The organism is Klebsiella africana (genome assembly GCF_020526085.1).
GTDB lineage: Bacteria > Pseudomonadota > Gammaproteobacteria > Enterobacterales > Enterobacteriaceae > Klebsiella > Klebsiella africana.
Map to the genome: position 1 here is coordinate 4,410,001 of NZ_CP084874.1, position 16,406 is coordinate 4,426,406.

Consider the following 16,406-nt stretch of genomic DNA (forward strand, 5'->3'; position numbering starts at 1 on the left):
TGATAACTGTGATTTATGTCGCGGGGGTTTACGCATTTCGGGGTTGCTTCTTGATCGCCACATCAGAATCGCTGTCGACCAGATCGCATTGCTTCGGTAGCAGAAAGGTCATTGTGCCGGCGATAATCAACGAACCGGCCAGGGCACAGACCGCCACATTCTGTCCGTAGAGATACATCATCACGCCCACCAGATAGGGGCCACAGAATCCGCCGAGGTTGCCTAGGCCATTGATCACCCCGCGTGCGCTGCCCGCCACCTCCGGCGAAGCGATACGCCCCGGCATCGACCAGAACGGACTGGTAGCCGATTTGAGAAAGAAACCGCAGATCACCAGTGCGATATAGGCCGCCACCATCTGGTCGCGGAGCACTACCGACGCCACCAGCGCTGCCGCAAAACTGTAGAGCGAGAAGCGAACCCACAGACGACGCTTACCGCTGTGGTCGCTGAACAACGAAATCACATAGATCCCGGCCAGCGTGGCGACAAACGGCAGCACCGCCAGGAAGCCAACGCTGGCCATGTTGCCGCCGGTTAACCCCTTCAGAATGGTCGGCAGCCACAGCGTGTAGCCATAATCCCCGGTCTGGTAGAAAAAATTGAGGATCACCAGCTTCATCAGTCCGGCATTACCAAACACATCCTTCACCGGCGCCTTGCTGACAGGGGCTTCTGCCTGCTTCGCCGCACGCTCGGCGGCCAGGGTGGTCACCAGATAGTCACGCTCGCGGGCGGGCAACCAGTGGGCCTCTTGCGGACGGTCGCTGATCATAAACCACCACACGACCAGCACCACCAGCGACAACAGCCCTTCGATGATAAACAGCCAACGCCAGTCAAGCGCCGCAATAATGGCGCCGGAGACCGGCGCGGTGAGCATGCCGCCGAGCGGGGCAAACATCATCACAAACGCGTTCGCGCGACCCAGCTCTTTTTCCGGAAACCAATTGCTGACCATGGTCAGCACTACCGGCAGCATTCCCCCTTCCGAAACCCCGAGAATAAATCGCAGCACCAGCAGTTGATATTGATGAGTCACAAACCCTGTCGCCACGGAAACGATAGCCCAGGCTACCAGCGACCAGGCAATAAATTTTTTACCGCTGCCGTTAACCGCAATTCGCCCACCGGGAATTTGCAAAAATAAATAACCAATAAAAAAGATACCGCTGGCCACGCCGGCCATTTGGCTGGTAATGCCTAAATCGGCCTCCATGCCGCCTGGCAGGGCAAAGCTAATATTAACCCGGTCCATAAATGACATAATGCAGGCAATTAACACCGGCACAATGATACGCAGCCAACGGGTGCTGGGAATTTTCTCGTTCATATATTTGCACTCTCTATGCAGAGGTTATTGTTTTGATTGAGATCGCGCGGGTACAGAAATAAAAAGCTAATTAATCGATAGCGTTTGGCAGCGCTGCGCCGGCAAACCAGGCGGCGACGTTAGCAAAAACCACTTCGCTCATTTTCTGTCGTGTTTCCTGCGTGGCGCTGGCGACATGCGGCTGCAGCACCACGTTATCGAGGGCGATCAGCGCCGCCGGGACCTGGGGTTCCTGTTCGAAAACATCGAGCCCGGCCCCGGCGATAACGCCGTTTTGTAACGCGTGGATCAACGCCTTTTCATCCACCAGCGAACCGCGGGCAATATTGATAAGCCAGGCATGCGCCGGCATCACGTTAAACACCGAGGCGTCGATGATGCCGCGGTTCGCCTCGCCGCCGGATGCGGCAATCACCAGAAAATCGCTCTCATGCGCCAGGGTATGCAGGTCGGCACACCACTGATAATCGAGGCCCGCTATCTTTTTACGGTCGGTATACAGCACCTGCATATCAAAACCCCGCGCCCGGCGGGCGATCGCCTGGCCAATATTCCCCATACCCAGCAGGCCGATACGCTTCCCGCTGACCTGAGTCGCCAACGGCATACCACCGCTCAGCCAGCGTCCCTCGCGGACAAAGCGATCGCCCTGACAGAGCTGACGGGAACCGGCCAGCAGCAGCCCCATCGCCAGGTCAGCGACATCATTCGTCAACACCCCGGAGGTGATGGTGACGGCAATTTGCCGCGAGCGGGCATACGCCAGATCCACCGCATCGGTACCGACGCCGAAGATGGCAATCAGCCCAGCCTGAGGCAGCAACTCAAGGACGCTGTTTGCTACGCCGACGTCGCCGCGAGTGACCACGACGGCAATGTTCTCTCCTTGTTCACGCAGAAAGGCGATCGGATCGTCCTGCTCGTAGAGACGCAGCAGCGGGAAATGCTCCGCCAGCTGCAGCTGCAGAGTTTCAATTACGGGGGCCACTAAAAGGACAGCGCGGGGAATAACACTCTTCATCAGATCACCTGTTTGACGTTTGGTTACGACGGTAGCCACTATCAAACGGGTTTTTATCGGGGGATTTTGCGATCTGTATCACGCTGAATCGTGTTAAAAATGCATGTTACCGGACGCGTGATCGTGAAGACAAAACGGCGACCAGACAGGCGATGGACCGCGCGCGCATTAACCTTTCGCTAACACACGACAGGCGCTAGCTGGTGGCCGTTAAATCGTTTCGCCCATCGACAGGCGGTAGTGGAGATCCACCTTTTCAATAGTGGGCAGTCCTTTGATTTTCTTTATTAAAATCTCTGTCGCCACCTTACCCATCTCGAAGCGCGGCGTCAGGACGCTGGCCAGCCGGGGAGAGACGATCTGGCCGATCTCCAGGCCATGAAAGCCCGCGATAGCCAGCTCCTGGGGCACGCTGATACCGGATGCCAGGCACTCCTGTAACACGCCCACCGCCAGGTCGTCATTAGTGCACAGGATACCGTCCATATCGGCGTACATTTGCCGCGCCAGGGTCATCATGCCGGTGCCAATGGAAACCGACGAGACTTTATTCGGCGCAATGCGCCCCACCGCCAGCCCGGCATTCTCCATCGCCCGACAGTAGCCCAGATAACGCTGCTCGTCGCGGACGTCGGACATTGAGCCGAAGTAGATGATCCGTCGTTTACCGCTGGCCAGCAGCATGGTGGTCATATCGAAGCCGGCCTGGAAGTTATCGAATCCGACGTTAATGCGTCCTGGATTCTCCGCCAGCCCCATCACTTCGGCGATCGGGATCTTCGCGGCATTCAGATACTTGTCCGCCCGCAGGGAGTGCACCGACTCGGTCAGCAGCAGTCCTTTCACGTTAAACGCCAGCACGGCGGCAATCTGCTCCTCTTCACGCTGACGATCGTAGTCGTAATTCACCACCAGCGTCTGGTAACCATGCCCGGCGGCAACAGATTCGATGCCGGCCAGCAGATCGGCAAAAATTTGATTATGAAAGGAGGGAATGAGTACGCCAATCCGCGGCACGGCGACGCTGGTCATCGCCGGATTATCCGGGTCGGGCTGATAGCCGATCTCCGCTATCACGCTGGCAATACGCTCCGCCGTCTCCGGTTTCACCTTTTCCGGGGTGCGCAAATAGCGGCTAACGGTCATCTTGGTTACGCCAGCCAGCTCGGCAATATCATGGAGAGTAATGCGTTGTGCTTTCATCTGTGTGTCCGCCAAATACCTGACTGCTTCAGGCCATTATGCCTGTCGGGGTGGCAAAAGAGAATGCCAGTCCGTAGCCGTTAACCCGTTGAGTCAGCGAGATTTACCGGCAGCGTCACGTTTAAAGTAACCCCTTTTTGTAACACGGTTCCGAGTGATCTTCATCACAGTTTCCCCCGGTAAAAATCCGTGAGATAGGGCACAGGTTTTCTTCAGCCGCTAATCAGGATATCGAGATGAACGATCTTTTCAGCTTACAAGGTAAACGCATTTTAATTACGGGCGCAGGACAGGGGATCGGTTTTGTCATGGCTCAGGGTCTGGCGCAATATGGCGCAGAAATCATTATTAATGACCTTTCTGCCCCGCGAGCGGACGATGCGGTGATGAAGCTCCGCGACGAAGGCGCCACCGCCCATGCTGCGGTATTTAACGTGACCGATGCCGAGGCCGTTGAAGAAGCCATTGCCAATATCGAAGCGCATCTTGGCCCGATTGACGTGTTATTCAATAACGCCGGGATCCAGCGCCGCCACCCGTTTACCGAATTCCCGGTGCAGGAATGGAATGACGTGATTTCAGTTAACCAGACGGCGGTGTTTCTCGTCTCTCAGGCCGTCGCGAAGCGCATGGTTGACCGCCAGCAGGGAAAAATCATCAATATCTGCTCCATGCAGAGCGAGCTGGGGCGCGACACCATCACCCCCTACGCCGCCGCCAAAGGCGCGGTGAAGATGCTAACCCGCGGAATGTGCGTTGAGCTGGCGCGGCACAACATTCAGGTCAACGGCATTGCCCCGGGCTACTTTAATACGGCGATGACCCGGACGCTGGTTGAGGATAAGGCGTTTACCGACTGGTTATGCAAACGCACCCCTGCCGCCCGCTGGGGCGATCCGCAGGAGCTGGTCGGCGCTGCCGTCTTTTTATCGTCAAACGCGTCGAATTTCGTCAACGGCCATCTGCTGTTCGTTGACGGCGGCATGCTGGTCGCGGTCTGAGAGAAGGAGCGTATGATGGCAGGACAATGCATTATTTTGATGGGCGTCTCCGGAACCGGCAAATCCACCGTCGGTCAGGCATTGGCCCACGCGCTGGGAGCGAAATTTATCGACGGCGACGACCTTCATCCACGCAACAATATCGTCAAAATGGCCACCAGCCAGCCGCTGAATGATGAGGATCGTCAGCCGTGGCTGACGCGTATCGCCGACGTCATTTTCAGTCTTGAGCAGAAAAACGAGTCAGGTGTATTGGTCTGTTCCGCATTAAAAAAGCGCTATCGCGACCGCCTGCGTGAGGGGAACGCGAAGCTACGCTTCCTGTGGTTGACCGGGGATTATGACTGCATTTTGCAGCGAATGCGCCAGCGTAAAGGCCACTTTATGCCAGAAGCGTTACTGCGTAGCCAGTTCGCCGCCCTGGAAACACCCGACGCCAGTGAAAGCGATGTTCTGGCCGTCGATATTACCCCCGACGTCGCCAGTATTGTCGCTCACTCATTAACGTTACTTCATTCGCAACAACCGCAGAGGATCCCGGCATGATTATCGATACCTTAACCGCCGCCGCCGAAAATGAGCTCTATCCGCCGGTGATCCGCCAGGCGCTGCAGGCCGTGTTACAGCAACAACCGCACGCGCTGCCGCCGGGGAAATATACCGTCGAGAGTGATAATGTGTTTTTTACCGTCGTCGAAGGCCATACCCGGCCGCTGAGCGAGCAACGCCCGGAATATCATCGTCAATATCTCGACATTCACATTGTGCTGAAAGGTGAAGAGATCATCGGTGCCGGGAATAAAGGGCTGCCGGTCGTTGAAGATGGTCACTTCAACACGACGCAGGATATCGGTTTCTGTCAGGCTATCGACAGCGAAACGCTGATTCATCTCTACCCGGAAGAGCTGGCGATCCTCTTCCCTGGCGAATTACACCGCCCGATGGCCTGCCTCGAACAAGGCGCAGCGTTGCGTAAAATCGTGGTTAAAATCGATCGCGCGCTACTGTAACTCGCTCGTTCGGCCCCGCAAACTCCCCGCGGGGCCTGGGATAACCATTAGTTATCCAGCTCATCCATGGACTTCACCTGGTCGCGGTTAATCTGCTCCACGCGGCCGGTTTCGGCATTTTTGTATGAGACGAGGCCGGTATCATCATCCACCTGCGGTTTGCCGCTGGTGACAATGGTCTTGCCGTCGGTGGTTTTGATCGACTGATTCGATGAGCAGCCAGCCACGAACATGATTGCCGTCGCTGCCAGTGCGGATGCCACCAGAATATTGTTCCGCATTGTATCCTCCTGTCTTTTCATCAATAGGTATCGTTATGGTGCTAACTATAGTTAGCCTGACCCGACAGGGGGTTAAAAGCAGAACTCTCCGAAGATGACCGCAGCCCATAAAAAAGGGCTGACGATGTCGTCAGCCCACGTTTGTTGCTATCCGGCCGGGCCGGTGGCAGTTATTTGGTGATTTGCGCGTGCATTTCCTGAACCGAAATCACCTTCTCGGTGGCGTCAGCGTTCAGCGCCATCGCGGTGGCAAAGCCGCCGTTCAGGGTGGTGTCGTAATGCACTTTGTACTGCAGCGCGCTGCGGCGGATCAGCTTGGAGTCTTCAATCGCCTGACGACCTGCGGTGGTGTTGATGATGTAGGTATATTCGCCATTCTTGATGCGGTCCTGAATGTGCGGACGACCTTCATGCACCTTGTTCACCAGACGCGGGTTAATGCCTGCTTCACCCAGCACAATCGCGGTGCCGTGAGTCGCATCCAGCTCGAAGCCAAACTTCAGCAGCTTCGCCGCCAGGTCGACTACGCGCTCTTTGTCGCCTTCGCGGACGGAGAGCAGTGCGCGACCCTGTTTCTTCATGGTCGAGTTGCTGCCCAGCTGCGCTTTGGCGAACGCTTCAGCGAAGGTACGGCCGACGCCCATCACTTCCCCGGTGGAGCGCATTTCTGGCCCCAACAGCGGGTCAACGCCCGGGAATTTGTTGAACGGCAGGACCACCTCTTTCACCGAGTAGTACGGCGGGATGATCTCTTTGGTCACGCCCTGCTGCGCCAGGGTTTTACCAGCCATCACGCGCGCCGCCACTTTCGCCAGCGGGACGCCGGTGGCTTTGGAGACGAACGGCACGGTGCGCGCCGCACGCGGGTTGACTTCAATCAGATAGACTTCGTTATCTTTTACCGCGAACTGGACGTTCATCAGACCACGAACCTGCAGCTCGAAGGCCAGCTTCTGCACCTGCTCGCGCATCACATCCTGAATCTCTTTACTCAGGGTGTAGGCAGGCAGGGAACAGGCGGAGTCGCCGGAGTGGACGCCTGCCTGCTCGATATGCTCCATGATGCCGCCAATCAGCACCATTTCGCCATCGCAAATGGCATCGACATCCACTTCAATCGCGTCGTCGAGGAAGCGGTCCAGCAGTACCGGAGCGTCGTTGGAGACGCTGACCGCGGTCTGGAAGTAGCGGCGCAGATCCTGCTCGTCATAGACGATCTCCATCGCCCGACCGCCGAGCACGTAAGACGGACGCACCACCAGCGGGTAGCCAATCTCTTTCGCTTTCTCTACCGCCTGCTCAATGGCGGTGACGGTGGCGTTCGCCGGCTGCTTCAGCTTCAGACGGTCAACCGCGTGCTGGAAGCGCTCGCGGTCTTCCGCACGGTCGATAGCATCCGGGCTGGTACCGATAACCGGCACGCCAGCAGCTTCCAGCGCGCGCGCCAGCTTCAGCGGGGTCTGACCGCCGTACTGGACGATAACGCCCTTTGGCTTCTCGATGCGCACGATTTCCAGCACGTCCTCCAGGGTCACCGGCTCGAAGTACAGACGGTCGGAGGTGTCGTAGTCGGTGGAGACGGTTTCCGGGTTACAGTTGACCATGATGGTCTCGTAACCGTCTTCACGCAGCGCCAGCGAGGCGTGTACGCAGCAGTAGTCAAATTCGATACCCTGACCGATACGGTTCGGGCCGCCGCCGAGAACCATGATTTTATCGCGGTCAACGGACGGGTTGGACTCACACTCTTCTTCATAAGTGGAGTACATGTAGGCGGTATCGGTAGCAAATTCCGCCGCGCAGGTGTCCACGCGTTTGTAGACCGGATGCAGGTCATACTGGTCGCGCAGCTTGCGGATTTCCGCTTCACGCACGCCCGCCAGCTTCGCCAGACGCGCATCGGCAAAGCCTTTACGCTTCAGAGTGCGCAGGAAGTCAACGTCGAGGCCGTTGATGCCCACTTCTGCCACTTTCTCTTCCAGACGTACCAGCTCTTCAATCTGCACCAGGAACCAGCGATCGATGTTGGTCAGGTTGAAGACGCCGTCGACGGAGAGGCCCGCGCGGAACGCGTCAGCGATATACCAGATACGCTCAGCGCCGGCGTCTTTCAGCTCGCGGCGGATTTTGGTCAGCGCTTCCGGATCGTCGAGGCTCACTTTCGGATCGAAGCCGGTGGCGCCCACTTCCAGACCGCGCAGCGCTTTCTGCAAGGATTCCTGCTGGGTGCGACCAATCGCCATCACTTCGCCGACAGACTTCATCTGGGTGGTCAGACGGTCGTTGGCGCCGGCGAATTTTTCGAAGTTAAAGCGTGGAATTTTAGTGACCACGTAGTCGATGGACGGCTCAAAAGAAGCCGGCGTGCGGCCGCCGGTGATGTCGTTCATCAGCTCGTCAAGGGTATAACCTACCGCCAGCTTGGCTGCCACTTTAGCAATCGGGAAGCCGGTCGCTTTGGAGGCCAGCGCCGAGGAGCGGGAGACGCGCGGGTTCATTTCAATAACGATCAGGCGACCGTTTTTCGGGTTGACCGCGAACTGTACGTTAGAGCCGCCGGTTTCGACACCGATTTCACGCAGCACCGCCATCGAGGCGTTACGCATGATCTGGTACTCTTTATCAGTCAGGGTCTGCGCCGGCGCAACGGTGATGGAGTCACCGGTGTGGATACCCATGGCGTCAAAGTTTTCAATCGAGCAGACGATGATGCAGTTATCGTTCTTATCGCGCACCACTTCCATCTCGTACTCTTTCCAGCCGATCAGTGATTCATCAATCAGCAGTTCGTTGGTCGGAGAGAGATCCAGGCCGCGTTCGCAGATTTCTTCGAACTCTTCGCGGTTATAGGCGATACCGCCGCCGGTGCCGCCCATGGTAAAGGACGGACGGATGATGCACGGGAAACCAACGTCGGCGGCAACCGCCAGCGCTTCTTCCATCGTGTGGGCGATACCAGAGCGCGCGGTGTCGAGACCGATTTTTTTCATCGCGATATCGAAACGGCGACGGTCTTCGGCTTTATCAATCGCATCGGCGGTGGCGCCAATCATAGTCACACCGAATTCAGCCAGAACGCCCTGACGCTCCAGCTCGAGCGCGCAGTTCAGCGCAGTCTGGCCGCCCATGGTCGGCAGCACCGCGTCCGGGCGCTCTTTTTCGATGATTTTACGCACCACTTCCCAGTGAATCGGCTCGATATAGGTGGCATCGGCCATTTCCGGGTCAGTCATGATGGTCGCCGGGTTAGAGTTCACCAGGATAACGCGGTAGCCTTCTTCACGCAGGGCTTTACAGGCCTGGGCTCCGGAGTAGTCAAACTCACACGCCTGACCGATAACAATCGGGCCCGCGCCCAGAATCAGGATACTTTTTATGTCTGTACGTTTTGGCATTGCTCTTTTACTCCTGATTATTTCGCGGACTGACGGTAGAGCTCAATTAACTCGATAAAGTGGTCGAACAGCGGTGCGGCATCGTGCGGCCCCGGGCTCGCTTCCGGGTGGCCCTGGAAGCTGAACGCCGGTTTATCGGTACGATGGATCCCCTGCAGGGTGCCGTCGAACAGCGACTTGTGGGTCACGCGCAGGTTAGCCGGCAGCGTGGCTTCATCCACCGCGAAACCGTGGTTCTGGGCGGTGATCATCACCACATTGTTGTCGATATCTTTCACCGGATGGTTGCCGCCGTGGTGGCCGAACTTCATCTTAATGGTCCTGGCACCGCTCGCCAGCGCCAGCAGCTGATGGCCAAGGCAGATGCCGAATACCGGAATATCGGTCTCAAGGAATTTTTCAATCGCCTCGATAGCGTAATCGCACGGCGCCGGGTCGCCAGGGCCGTTGGAGAGGAAGATACCGTCCGGATTCAGCGCCAGTACGTCCGCGGCGGAGGTCTTCGCTGGCACCACCGTCAGGCGGCAGCCGCGGTCAACCAGCATCCTCAGGATGTTACGTTTCGCGCCGAAGTCATATGCCACGACGTGGAACGGCAGCTCGCTTTCCGCTTTCGCTTCCGGCAGGTCGCCCGCCAGGGTCCAGCTGCCTTGCGTCCAGCTATAGGTTTCTGCGGTGGTCACTTCCTTCGCCAGATCCATGCCGTTCAGGCCCGGGAACGCTTTCGCTTTTTCCAGCGCCAGCTGGGCATCCGGGCTGTCGCCCGCGATGATGCAGCCGTTCTGCGCTCCTTTCTCACGCAGCAGACGCGTCAGCTTGCGGGTATCGATATCGGCAATCGCCACGATGTTATGGCGCTTCAGATAGGAAGAGAGGTCTTCGGTACTGCGGAAGTTGCTGGCAATCAGCGGCAGGTCGCGAATAACCAGCCCCTGCGCATGTACCTGAGAAGATTCTTCATCGGCGGCGTTGGTGCCGACATTACCAATATGGGGATAAGTAAGAGTGACGATTTGGCGGGAATAGGAAGGATCAGTGAGGATTTCTTGATAACCGGTCATTGAAGTATTGAAAACGACTTCCCCAACCGCCGTGCCGGTTGCCCCGATGGCCCGACCGTGAAACTGGGTTCCGTCTTCCAGAACCAATAGCGCTGACTTAATCAAAACATCCTCCAGAGAATATCCACTCACTTTATTTGCATATTAATTCATAAACACGATCTGAATCAATGCAAATCTGTTGCCCGCAGATTTTTGGCAAACGGCGGCATTCTGGAGAGATGTCGGATAAAAGTCAACTCAAAGCGGAGATTTTTAATGTCATTTTACGCCACTGGCGCATAACACGTGATTTTTACGCTAAAAAGATCAACAAACCTGGCTGAGAAAACGCTTGCGGACGTGAAAGAGTGTAAAACAGAGCCCTAACCAGCAAAAAAGTGGACCAGATGGTCAAAATTTACATTTCATTCACTAAAAAACAGGTTAATACTTCATATTTTACCAATCACGCCACAAAAACACTTCGTAATCCGCAAAAATAAAGAAGGGCAACAAAATATTGCCCCTTGCATCAATAACTTATTGATAGCAATAACCACATCACGATGGGTAATAATCGTTATAAAGCATTCAGATCCAGCACGTCACGCATATCAAATAGGCCATTTTTCTTAGCTTTCAGCCATAAAGCTGAACGAACCGCGCCATTAGCAAAGGTCATTCGGCTGGACGCTTTATGGGTGATCTCGATACGCTCACCGATATCAGCAAACATTGCCGTATGCTCCCCGACGATATCGCCCGCACGGACGGTCGCGAAGCCAATGGTACCCGGAATGCGTTCGCCGGTATGACCTTCACGACTGTAGACAGCGCAGTCCTTCAGATCTTTGTTCAATGCTCCGGCGATCGCTTCGCCCATCGCCAGCGCGGTGCCTGACGGCGCATCCACTTTATGCCGGTGATGCGCTTCGATAATTTCGATGTCGGTATAGTCGCCCATCACCTTCGCCGCCTTCTCCAGCAGCTTCAACAGGACGTTGACGCCGACGCTAAAGTTAGCGGCGAAGACAATGGCAATCTCCTGCGCGGCGTCGCGAATCGCCTGTTTGCCGGCGTCGTCAAACCCGGTGGTGCCGATGACCATTCCTTTGCCGTGCTCGCGGCAAAACGCCAGGTGGTTCAGCGTGCCTTCCGGGCGGGTAAAATCGATCAGGACGTCGAAATCGTCTTTAACCGCCGACAGGCTGTTTTGCACCGTAACGCCCGCTTTTCCTGCGCCCGCCAGCTCGCCAGCATCGCTGCCCACCAGGCTTGACCCTTCGCGCTCCAGCGCCGCGCCCAGCGCCACGCCTTCCATCTGCAATGCAGCCTGAATTAACTGGCGTCCCATCCGGCCGCCCGCGCCGGCGATGGCCACGCGGATTTGTGCATCATGCATAGCTATTCTCTTTTGTTAACATTACGTAAATTGTTTTCAGAGTAACCAGCCCATCAGCGGGCCGCTACTCAAAAACGCCGATAATTAGAAATTTATGACAAACGGCGAACGATATCAGTAAAAACTATAAGATTGGGCTGAAATGCGTGCTTTGCGGGTGCTCTCTCAGAGACGATAATGGACGTTTTCGTCATCTGTTGGTTTCAAGAAATAAGATGGACTAAATCTGGCAAACTCGACCGACCAGCGTTGAAATGCTATGGAAACATTATACTTCCGGTAGAGCAGAAAGCCTTACGCCAGGGTATAGCTGACCACCAGCTGCCCCTTCTTCATCTTAATCTGACTGATAACAATGTCGCCCAGCTCTGACAGACGGGCGACATGGGTCCCCCCGCAGGGATAAGCGGGCAGGTCGCCGAATCCCACCTGGCGTAAGCCATCAGCGAACGTCACCTGACGCGGTAAGTCCTGCGCCTGCCATCCCTTCACCTGCGTCAGCAGCGCGCTGGCGTCCGGCAGCGCGGCGCTATTCCGGCTGGTAAAGGTTATCCGCCCTTCGCCGGGCCAGTGGTGCGCTTTCACCGGTTGCCAGCCAAGCTGTTCGCCCGCCAGGCCAAGCAGATGACCGGCGGAATGCAGACGGGCGTGCAACTGTCTCGTAGGTGCATCAATTTTCATCTCCACTTCACCAGCAGAAAGCGGCTGCGCCACGATGTGCAATACGCTGTCGCCACGCACGATAACCGTCTCCACCACCTGGCCAGCTAACCAGCCGCGGTCCGCCGGTTGTCCCCCTCCCTGTGGATGAAACAACGTATGATCCAGTTCGATAGCGTAGCGGCCATCCGCTTCAGCGGTGCAGGTGATGATCTGGGCACGCCCGTCAGTGGCGTCGCTGGTGTAATAAACCCGTTCAGTCATGATGATTCTCCTCTCTGTCCGCTCAGTATATTGTTAATATCGACAGCGATAATCCCACCACCCGCCAATGCACTCTTGCTCCGGGAGCACAAATGAATCTGAAACTCCTGCCGGATCTCGCCCTCTTCGTCCAGATCGTCGACCAGGGCAGCTTCTCCGCCGTCGCCCGCCAGAACGGCATTACCCCTTCTGCCGTAAGCCGCAGCGTATCGCGGCTGGAACGGGAGATGGGCTGTAAACTTCTGCAGCGTACCACCCGAAAGCTACGCCTGAGCGATGCCGGAGAAACGGTCTATCACCATGCGCAGGAGATGCAGGATGCGGCGCGGCAGGCGATGGATTCCGCCAGCAGCAACCAAACGGTCGCCCAGGGGAAGCTGACCCTCAGCGTACCGAAAGCCGTCGGTCGCTTTGTGATCCACCCGCTGATGATGGCGTTTTTCCAGCGTTACCCGCAGGTGGATGTCTGCCTGCGGCTGGAAGATCGCCCTCTGGATTTTATCGATGACGGTATTGATCTGGCGCTACGCATCACCGATACCCCCTCCCCCGGCCTGCATGGCAAACCACTGATGCCAATCAGGCACGTTATTTGCGCCACTGAGGCTTATTTACAGCAGCACGGTACGCCGCACACGCCGCAGGATCTGCGCATACATAGCTGCATCAGCCTTGGCGAAACGCCTGCCGACGCGCGCTGGAAGTTTCGCCGGGAAGGGAAAACCGAAACGGTGCAAACGTACGGGCGGTACGCCGCCAACCATACCGCCGTACGCCTCGACGCGGTCAGGCAGCATGTGGGGATCGGCAGCCTGCCGCTGTTCACCGCCCGTGAGGCGCTGGCGAACGGCGATATCGTGCAGGTGCTGCCAGAGTGGGAATTTATCAGCAGCTATTCCGGCGATCTGTGGCTGCTGTGGGCGGGAAATAAGCATATGCCCGCCAGAATGCGGGCAATGATTGATTATCTCAGCGAGACGGTGCCGGCGCTGAACGCAGGCAGCACATTAACAGCGAAATAACGCCAAACCAGGGAATAATGACCCCCAGTACGAACCAGATCCCGGAGCGACCGATATCATGCATCCGCCGGCAGCCAACAGCCAGCAAAGGGATCACCATCAACAGTAGCCACAGCGCCGCAAAGGGTATGACAACAAAACTGAGGATCCCGTAGTGAGGGTCAACAAGGGTGGCCAGACTCCAGGCGGCCATTGGCGCGGTGGCGATCAGCACATTGATAAGAAAAAACGTCCAAAACTGCTGCCGGCTGGCGCGTCCGCTAAAGTTAAAGGTCTCTTTCCAGCCGCTCAAATACGCCTGTCCATAGGTCATTGCTTTTCTCCTTGAAAATCGAGTGATATATCACGGCGCCAGGGCAATCACCTCCGCTGCCCAGCGCTGAAACCCTTCGACGTCGATGTCCAGCGCCACCTGCGCATTCGCCGGCTGGCCCAGCCGCCCTTCGATATCCACCACCGTGGTGCCGGCGGTCCAGGTGCCCTGTGTCTCTACGGTCACAAAACACGGCTGGAGAGTGAACAGTTCCGGGCGTACCAGCCATGCGATAGCGCACAAGTCGTGCATGCGCAGACCACTGCTCATGCTGCCGCTGCGATAGTGGCTAAACAGGGCATGAAGCATTTTACCGGTCTGATTCAGCGTCGGCAGGGTCGCCAGATAATCTGCCGTCAGCAGCGCCCGGTTGGTGACGTCCAGCCCACACATTACAATCTCCAGTCCACTGTGGAACACTTTTGCGGCGGCTTCCGGATCGATAGCAATATTGAATTCCGCATTCGGCGTGAAGTTGCCGCGCCCCGCCGAGCCGCCCATAATCACCAGTCGGCGAATGTTAAACACACATTCCGGATACTGGGTCAGCAGCAGCGCAATATTGGTCAGCGGACCAATCGCCACCAGGGTGATCGGCTCGGCAGCGTGCATGAGCGCATCGCGGATCGCCTGGAAGGCCGGCTTGGCCAGCGGTTGACGTTGATGCTCAACAAAGTCATACCCTTCCATGCCAGATTCGCCATGCACCGAGGCGGCGTCGCGCAACGGACGCACCAGCGGCATTGAAGCGCCCTGCGCCAGCGGCACATCGGCATTCCAGAAGTGCAGCAGCTGCAGCGCGTTACGGGTCGTCTTCTCCACCGAGACATTGCCCGCCACGGTGGTCATCAGCTGCAGATCCAGCTCAGGCGCGAAGAGCGCCGCGGCAATGGCGGCGGCATCGTCGATGCCCGGATCGGTATCAAGAATGATTGGTAAGCGCATGGTTTCTCCCTAAAAAAAATGCCAGACGTGAGTCTGGCATCTTCTCATATTGCAGTCGGAAAGAACTTATTCTACTTCACGGACATCCACACGCAGCTCTTTCGGCACTTCAAAGACGATATTCTCTTCACGGCCTTCCAGCGGCACGGCTTCACCGCCGCCCAGCTCCTGCAGGCGGGTAATAACGTTCTGCACCAGAATATCCGGGGCTGACGCCCCCGCCGTCACGCCGACGCAGGCAACATCTTTAACCCATGCTTCCTGAATATCAGAAGCATCGTCAATCAGATAGGCCGCCTTACCCATCCGCTGTGCCAGCTCGGCGAGGCGGTTAGAGTTGGAGGAGTTTTTCGACCCGACCACCAGCACCACGTCAGCTTGCTCCGCCAGCGCGCGCACGGCTTCCTGACGATTGGTGGTGGCATAGCAAATGTCATCTTTACGCGGACCAACGATTTTCGGGAAACGCGCGCGCAGAGCGTCAATAACGTCGGACGTATCGTCGACGGAGAGCGTGGTCTGGGTCATAAAGGACAGCCGGGCGTCATTTTTCACTTCCAGCTTCAGCACATCTTCCGGCGACTCGACCAGGTACATTCCCCCTTCCGGGTTGTTGTACTGCCCCATGGTGCCTTCAACTTCCGGATGGCCGGCGTGGCCAATCAAAATCGACTCTTCGCCGCGGCGGCTGGCGCGGGCGACTTCCATATGGACTTTGGTCACCAGCGGACAGGTGGCGTCGAACACCGTCAGGTCGCGGCTCTTCGCTTCATTACGTACCGCCTGCGACACGCCGTGGGCGGAGAAAATCAGGATCGCGCCGTCCGGAACTTCGCTAATCTGTTCGATAAAAATAGCGCCACGCTTGCGCAGGCTATCCACCACATAGCGATTGTGCACCACTTCATGACGAACATAGATCGGTGCGCCATACAGCGTCAGCGCGTTTTCTACAATGCTGATAGCGCGGTCAACACCAGCGCAAAAGCCGCGCGGGTTAGCCAACAGGATCTGCATGTTACTCCTCCAGCGCCGGATCGATCTCCAGCACTTCAATATCAAAATGAACAGTGCGCCCGGCCAGCGGATGGTTGAAGTCAACGGTGATGGAATCGCCGTTCACTTCGCGGATCACGCCAGGCATTTCGCTGCCATCCATTGCGGTAAAGAGCATAATCGCGCCGATCTCCGGCTCGCCAGCGTCGATAAACTCGCGGCGAGAGAAATACTGAATCAGGTCCGGGCTGGGTACGCCAAAGGCGGCGTCAGGCTCCAGCGAAAAGGCCTTTTTCTCCCCCTCTTTCAGACCGAGAAGCTGTTGCTCCAGCCCTTCAGACAGAGAGGTGTCGCCGAGGCGAAACAGCGCCGGTTTACCGTTATTGCGGGTAGATTCAGCCGTGGAGCCATCATCCAGCTTCAGGGTGAAGTGAACGAGGACCGCGCTGTTGCTCTGTACGGATTTAGACATGCAAATTGCTCGCTTGTTTTAGGCCACCTGCTGCCCGGAGGCGCT

General features: G+C 57.0%; 16 protein-coding genes. 4 read left to right on the forward strand and 12 right to left on the reverse strand.

Features of this window, described 5'->3' with window-relative positions:
• Window positions 1–28 precede the first annotated feature (28 nt).
• The 3 genes from LGL98_RS21230 to LGL98_RS21240 all read right to left on the reverse strand — a co-directional run bounded on the left by LGL98_RS21230 (window position 29) and on the right by LGL98_RS21240 (window position 3,557).
• A complete protein-coding gene (locus tag LGL98_RS21230; RefSeq protein WP_023297059.1) occupies window positions 29–1,333 on the reverse strand; it encodes an MFS transporter in 1,305 nt (434 codons plus the stop codon).
• A 70-nt stretch (window positions 1,334–1,403) separates the two neighbouring features.
• Window positions 1,404–2,354: a 2-hydroxyacid dehydrogenase gene (locus LGL98_RS21235; RefSeq protein WP_012542880.1), complete on the reverse strand. Its 951-nt coding sequence runs from the start codon at window positions 2,352–2,354 to the stop codon at window positions 1,404–1,406.
• A 210-nt stretch (window positions 2,355–2,564) separates the two neighbouring features.
• Window positions 2,565–3,557, reverse strand: coding sequence for a LacI family DNA-binding transcriptional regulator (locus LGL98_RS21240; RefSeq protein ID WP_008807481.1), 993 nt, complete (start codon window positions 3,555–3,557; stop codon window positions 2,565–2,567).
• A gap of 236 nt (window positions 3,558–3,793) precedes the next feature.
• On the opposite strand from LGL98_RS21240, the gene idnO reads away from it, so the two are divergent.
• Genes idnO through LGL98_RS21255 form a run of 3 tightly spaced genes read left to right on the forward strand, consistent with a single transcriptional unit; the run spans window position 3,794 to window position 5,568 of the window.
• Window positions 3,794–4,558 (forward strand): gluconate 5-dehydrogenase, encoded by a 765-nt coding sequence (gene idnO / locus LGL98_RS21245; RefSeq protein ID WP_008807482.1) that lies wholly within the window; start codon window positions 3,794–3,796, stop codon window positions 4,556–4,558.
• A 15-nt stretch (window positions 4,559–4,573) separates the two neighbouring features.
• Complete coding sequence (locus LGL98_RS21250; protein ID WP_008807483.1) at window positions 4,574–5,104, forward strand: gluconokinase; 531 nt, start codon at window positions 4,574–4,576, stop codon at window positions 5,102–5,104.
• Window positions 5,101–5,568 (forward strand): NanQ anomerase/TabA/YiaL family protein, encoded by a 468-nt coding sequence (locus LGL98_RS21255; protein WP_008807484.1) that lies wholly within the window; start codon window positions 5,101–5,103, stop codon window positions 5,566–5,568. Before LGL98_RS21250 ends, LGL98_RS21255 begins: the two co-directional genes overlap by 4 nt.
• Window positions 5,569–5,615: 47 nt before the next feature.
• On the opposite strand, the gene LGL98_RS21260 is transcribed toward LGL98_RS21255, so the two are convergent.
• From LGL98_RS21260 to LGL98_RS21280, 5 genes are all read right to left on the reverse strand, one after another.
• Window positions 5,616–5,849, reverse strand: a complete 234-nt coding sequence (locus LGL98_RS21260) for a YgdI/YgdR family lipoprotein (protein ID WP_002888059.1) — start codon at window positions 5,847–5,849, stop codon at window positions 5,616–5,618.
• A gap of 170 nt (window positions 5,850–6,019) precedes the next feature.
• Window positions 6,020–9,244 carry a carbamoyl-phosphate synthase large subunit gene (gene carB, locus LGL98_RS21265; protein ID WP_136028882.1) on the reverse strand — a complete coding sequence of 1,075 codons (3,225 nt, stop codon included), beginning with the start codon at window positions 9,242–9,244 and terminating at the stop codon, window positions 6,020–6,022.
• A gap of 17 nt (window positions 9,245–9,261) precedes the next feature.
• Window positions 9,262–10,410: a glutamine-hydrolyzing carbamoyl-phosphate synthase small subunit gene (gene carA / locus LGL98_RS21270; protein ID WP_025713778.1), complete on the reverse strand. Its 1,149-nt coding sequence runs from the start codon at window positions 10,408–10,410 to the stop codon at window positions 9,262–9,264.
• 457 nt (window positions 10,411–10,867) lie between these two features.
• The gene (gene dapB / locus LGL98_RS21275; protein WP_136028880.1) at window positions 10,868–11,689 is read right to left on the reverse strand and encodes a 4-hydroxy-tetrahydrodipicolinate reductase; all 822 of its coding nucleotides are present in this window, start codon (window positions 11,687–11,689) and stop codon (window positions 10,868–10,870) included.
• A 294-nt stretch (window positions 11,690–11,983) separates the two neighbouring features.
• Complete coding sequence (locus LGL98_RS21280) at window positions 11,984–12,613, reverse strand: alanyl-tRNA editing protein (RefSeq protein WP_136028878.1); 630 nt, start codon at window positions 12,611–12,613, stop codon at window positions 11,984–11,986.
• Between the two features lie 92 nt (window positions 12,614–12,705).
• Between LGL98_RS21280 and LGL98_RS21285 the strand changes: the two genes are divergently transcribed.
• A complete protein-coding gene (locus tag LGL98_RS21285; protein WP_136028876.1) occupies window positions 12,706–13,635 on the forward strand; it encodes a LysR family transcriptional regulator in 930 nt (309 codons plus the stop codon).
• Here LGL98_RS21285 and LGL98_RS21290 read toward each other — a convergent pair.
• The 4 genes from LGL98_RS21290 to fkpB all read right to left on the reverse strand — a co-directional run bounded on the left by LGL98_RS21290 (window position 13,583) and on the right by fkpB (window position 16,361).
• On the reverse strand, window positions 13,583–13,948 hold the full coding sequence (locus tag LGL98_RS21290; protein WP_136028874.1) for a DUF805 domain-containing protein: 366 nt from the start codon (window positions 13,946–13,948) through the stop codon (window positions 13,583–13,585). The genes LGL98_RS21285 and LGL98_RS21290 overlap by 53 nt on opposite strands.
• 30 nt (window positions 13,949–13,978) lie before the next feature.
• The gene (gene rihC / locus LGL98_RS21295) at window positions 13,979–14,893 is read right to left on the reverse strand and encodes a ribonucleoside hydrolase RihC (RefSeq protein ID WP_136028872.1); all 915 of its coding nucleotides are present in this window, start codon (window positions 14,891–14,893) and stop codon (window positions 13,979–13,981) included.
• A gap of 66 nt (window positions 14,894–14,959) precedes the next feature.
• The gene (gene ispH, locus LGL98_RS21300; RefSeq protein WP_136028871.1) at window positions 14,960–15,910 is read right to left on the reverse strand and encodes a 4-hydroxy-3-methylbut-2-enyl diphosphate reductase; all 951 of its coding nucleotides are present in this window, start codon (window positions 15,908–15,910) and stop codon (window positions 14,960–14,962) included.
• 1 nt (window position 15,911) lies between these two features.
• Window positions 15,912–16,361, reverse strand: a complete 450-nt coding sequence (gene fkpB, locus LGL98_RS21305; protein ID WP_004204241.1) for an FKBP-type peptidyl-prolyl cis-trans isomerase — start codon at window positions 16,359–16,361, stop codon at window positions 15,912–15,914.
• Between the last annotated feature and the right edge of the window lie 45 nt (window positions 16,362–16,406).

Coding starts and splice junctions, on each gene's coding strand:
- LGL98_RS21230 (WP_023297059.1), bottom strand. CDS start 1,333: ATGAACGAGAAAATTCCCAGCACCCGTTGGCTGCGTATCATTGTGCCG.
- LGL98_RS21235 (WP_012542880.1), bottom strand. CDS start 2,354: ATGAAGAGTGTTATTCCCCGCGCTGTCCTTTTAGTGGCCCCCGTAATT.
- LGL98_RS21240 (WP_008807481.1), bottom strand. CDS start 3,557: ATGAAAGCACAACGCATTACTCTCCATGATATTGCCGAGCTGGCTGGC.
- idnO (WP_008807482.1), top strand. CDS start 3,794: ATGAACGATCTTTTCAGCTTACAAGGTAAACGCATTTTAATTACGGGC.
- LGL98_RS21250 (WP_008807483.1), top strand. CDS start 4,574: ATGGCAGGACAATGCATTATTTTGATGGGCGTCTCCGGAACCGGCAAA.
- LGL98_RS21255 (WP_008807484.1), top strand. CDS start 5,101: ATGATTATCGATACCTTAACCGCCGCCGCCGAAAATGAGCTCTATCCG.
- LGL98_RS21260 (WP_002888059.1), bottom strand. CDS start 5,849: ATGCGGAACAATATTCTGGTGGCATCCGCACTGGCAGCGACGGCAATC.
- carB (WP_136028882.1), bottom strand. CDS start 9,244: ATGCCAAAACGTACAGACATAAAAAGTATCCTGATTCTGGGCGCGGGC.
- dapB (WP_136028880.1), bottom strand. CDS start 11,689: ATGCATGATGCACAAATCCGCGTGGCCATCGCCGGCGCGGGCGGCCGG.
- LGL98_RS21280 (WP_136028878.1), bottom strand. CDS start 12,613: ATGACTGAACGGGTTTATTACACCAGCGACGCCACTGACGGGCGTGCC.
- LGL98_RS21285 (WP_136028876.1), top strand. CDS start 12,706: ATGAATCTGAAACTCCTGCCGGATCTCGCCCTCTTCGTCCAGATCGTC.
- LGL98_RS21290 (WP_136028874.1), bottom strand. CDS start 13,948: ATGACCTATGGACAGGCGTATTTGAGCGGCTGGAAAGAGACCTTTAAC.
- rihC (WP_136028872.1), bottom strand. CDS start 14,893: ATGCGCTTACCAATCATTCTTGATACCGATCCGGGCATCGACGATGCC.
- ispH (WP_136028871.1), bottom strand. CDS start 15,910: ATGCAGATCCTGTTGGCTAACCCGCGCGGCTTTTGCGCTGGTGTTGAC.
- fkpB (WP_004204241.1), bottom strand. CDS start 16,361: ATGTCTAAATCCGTACAGAGCAACAGCGCGGTCCTCGTTCACTTCACC.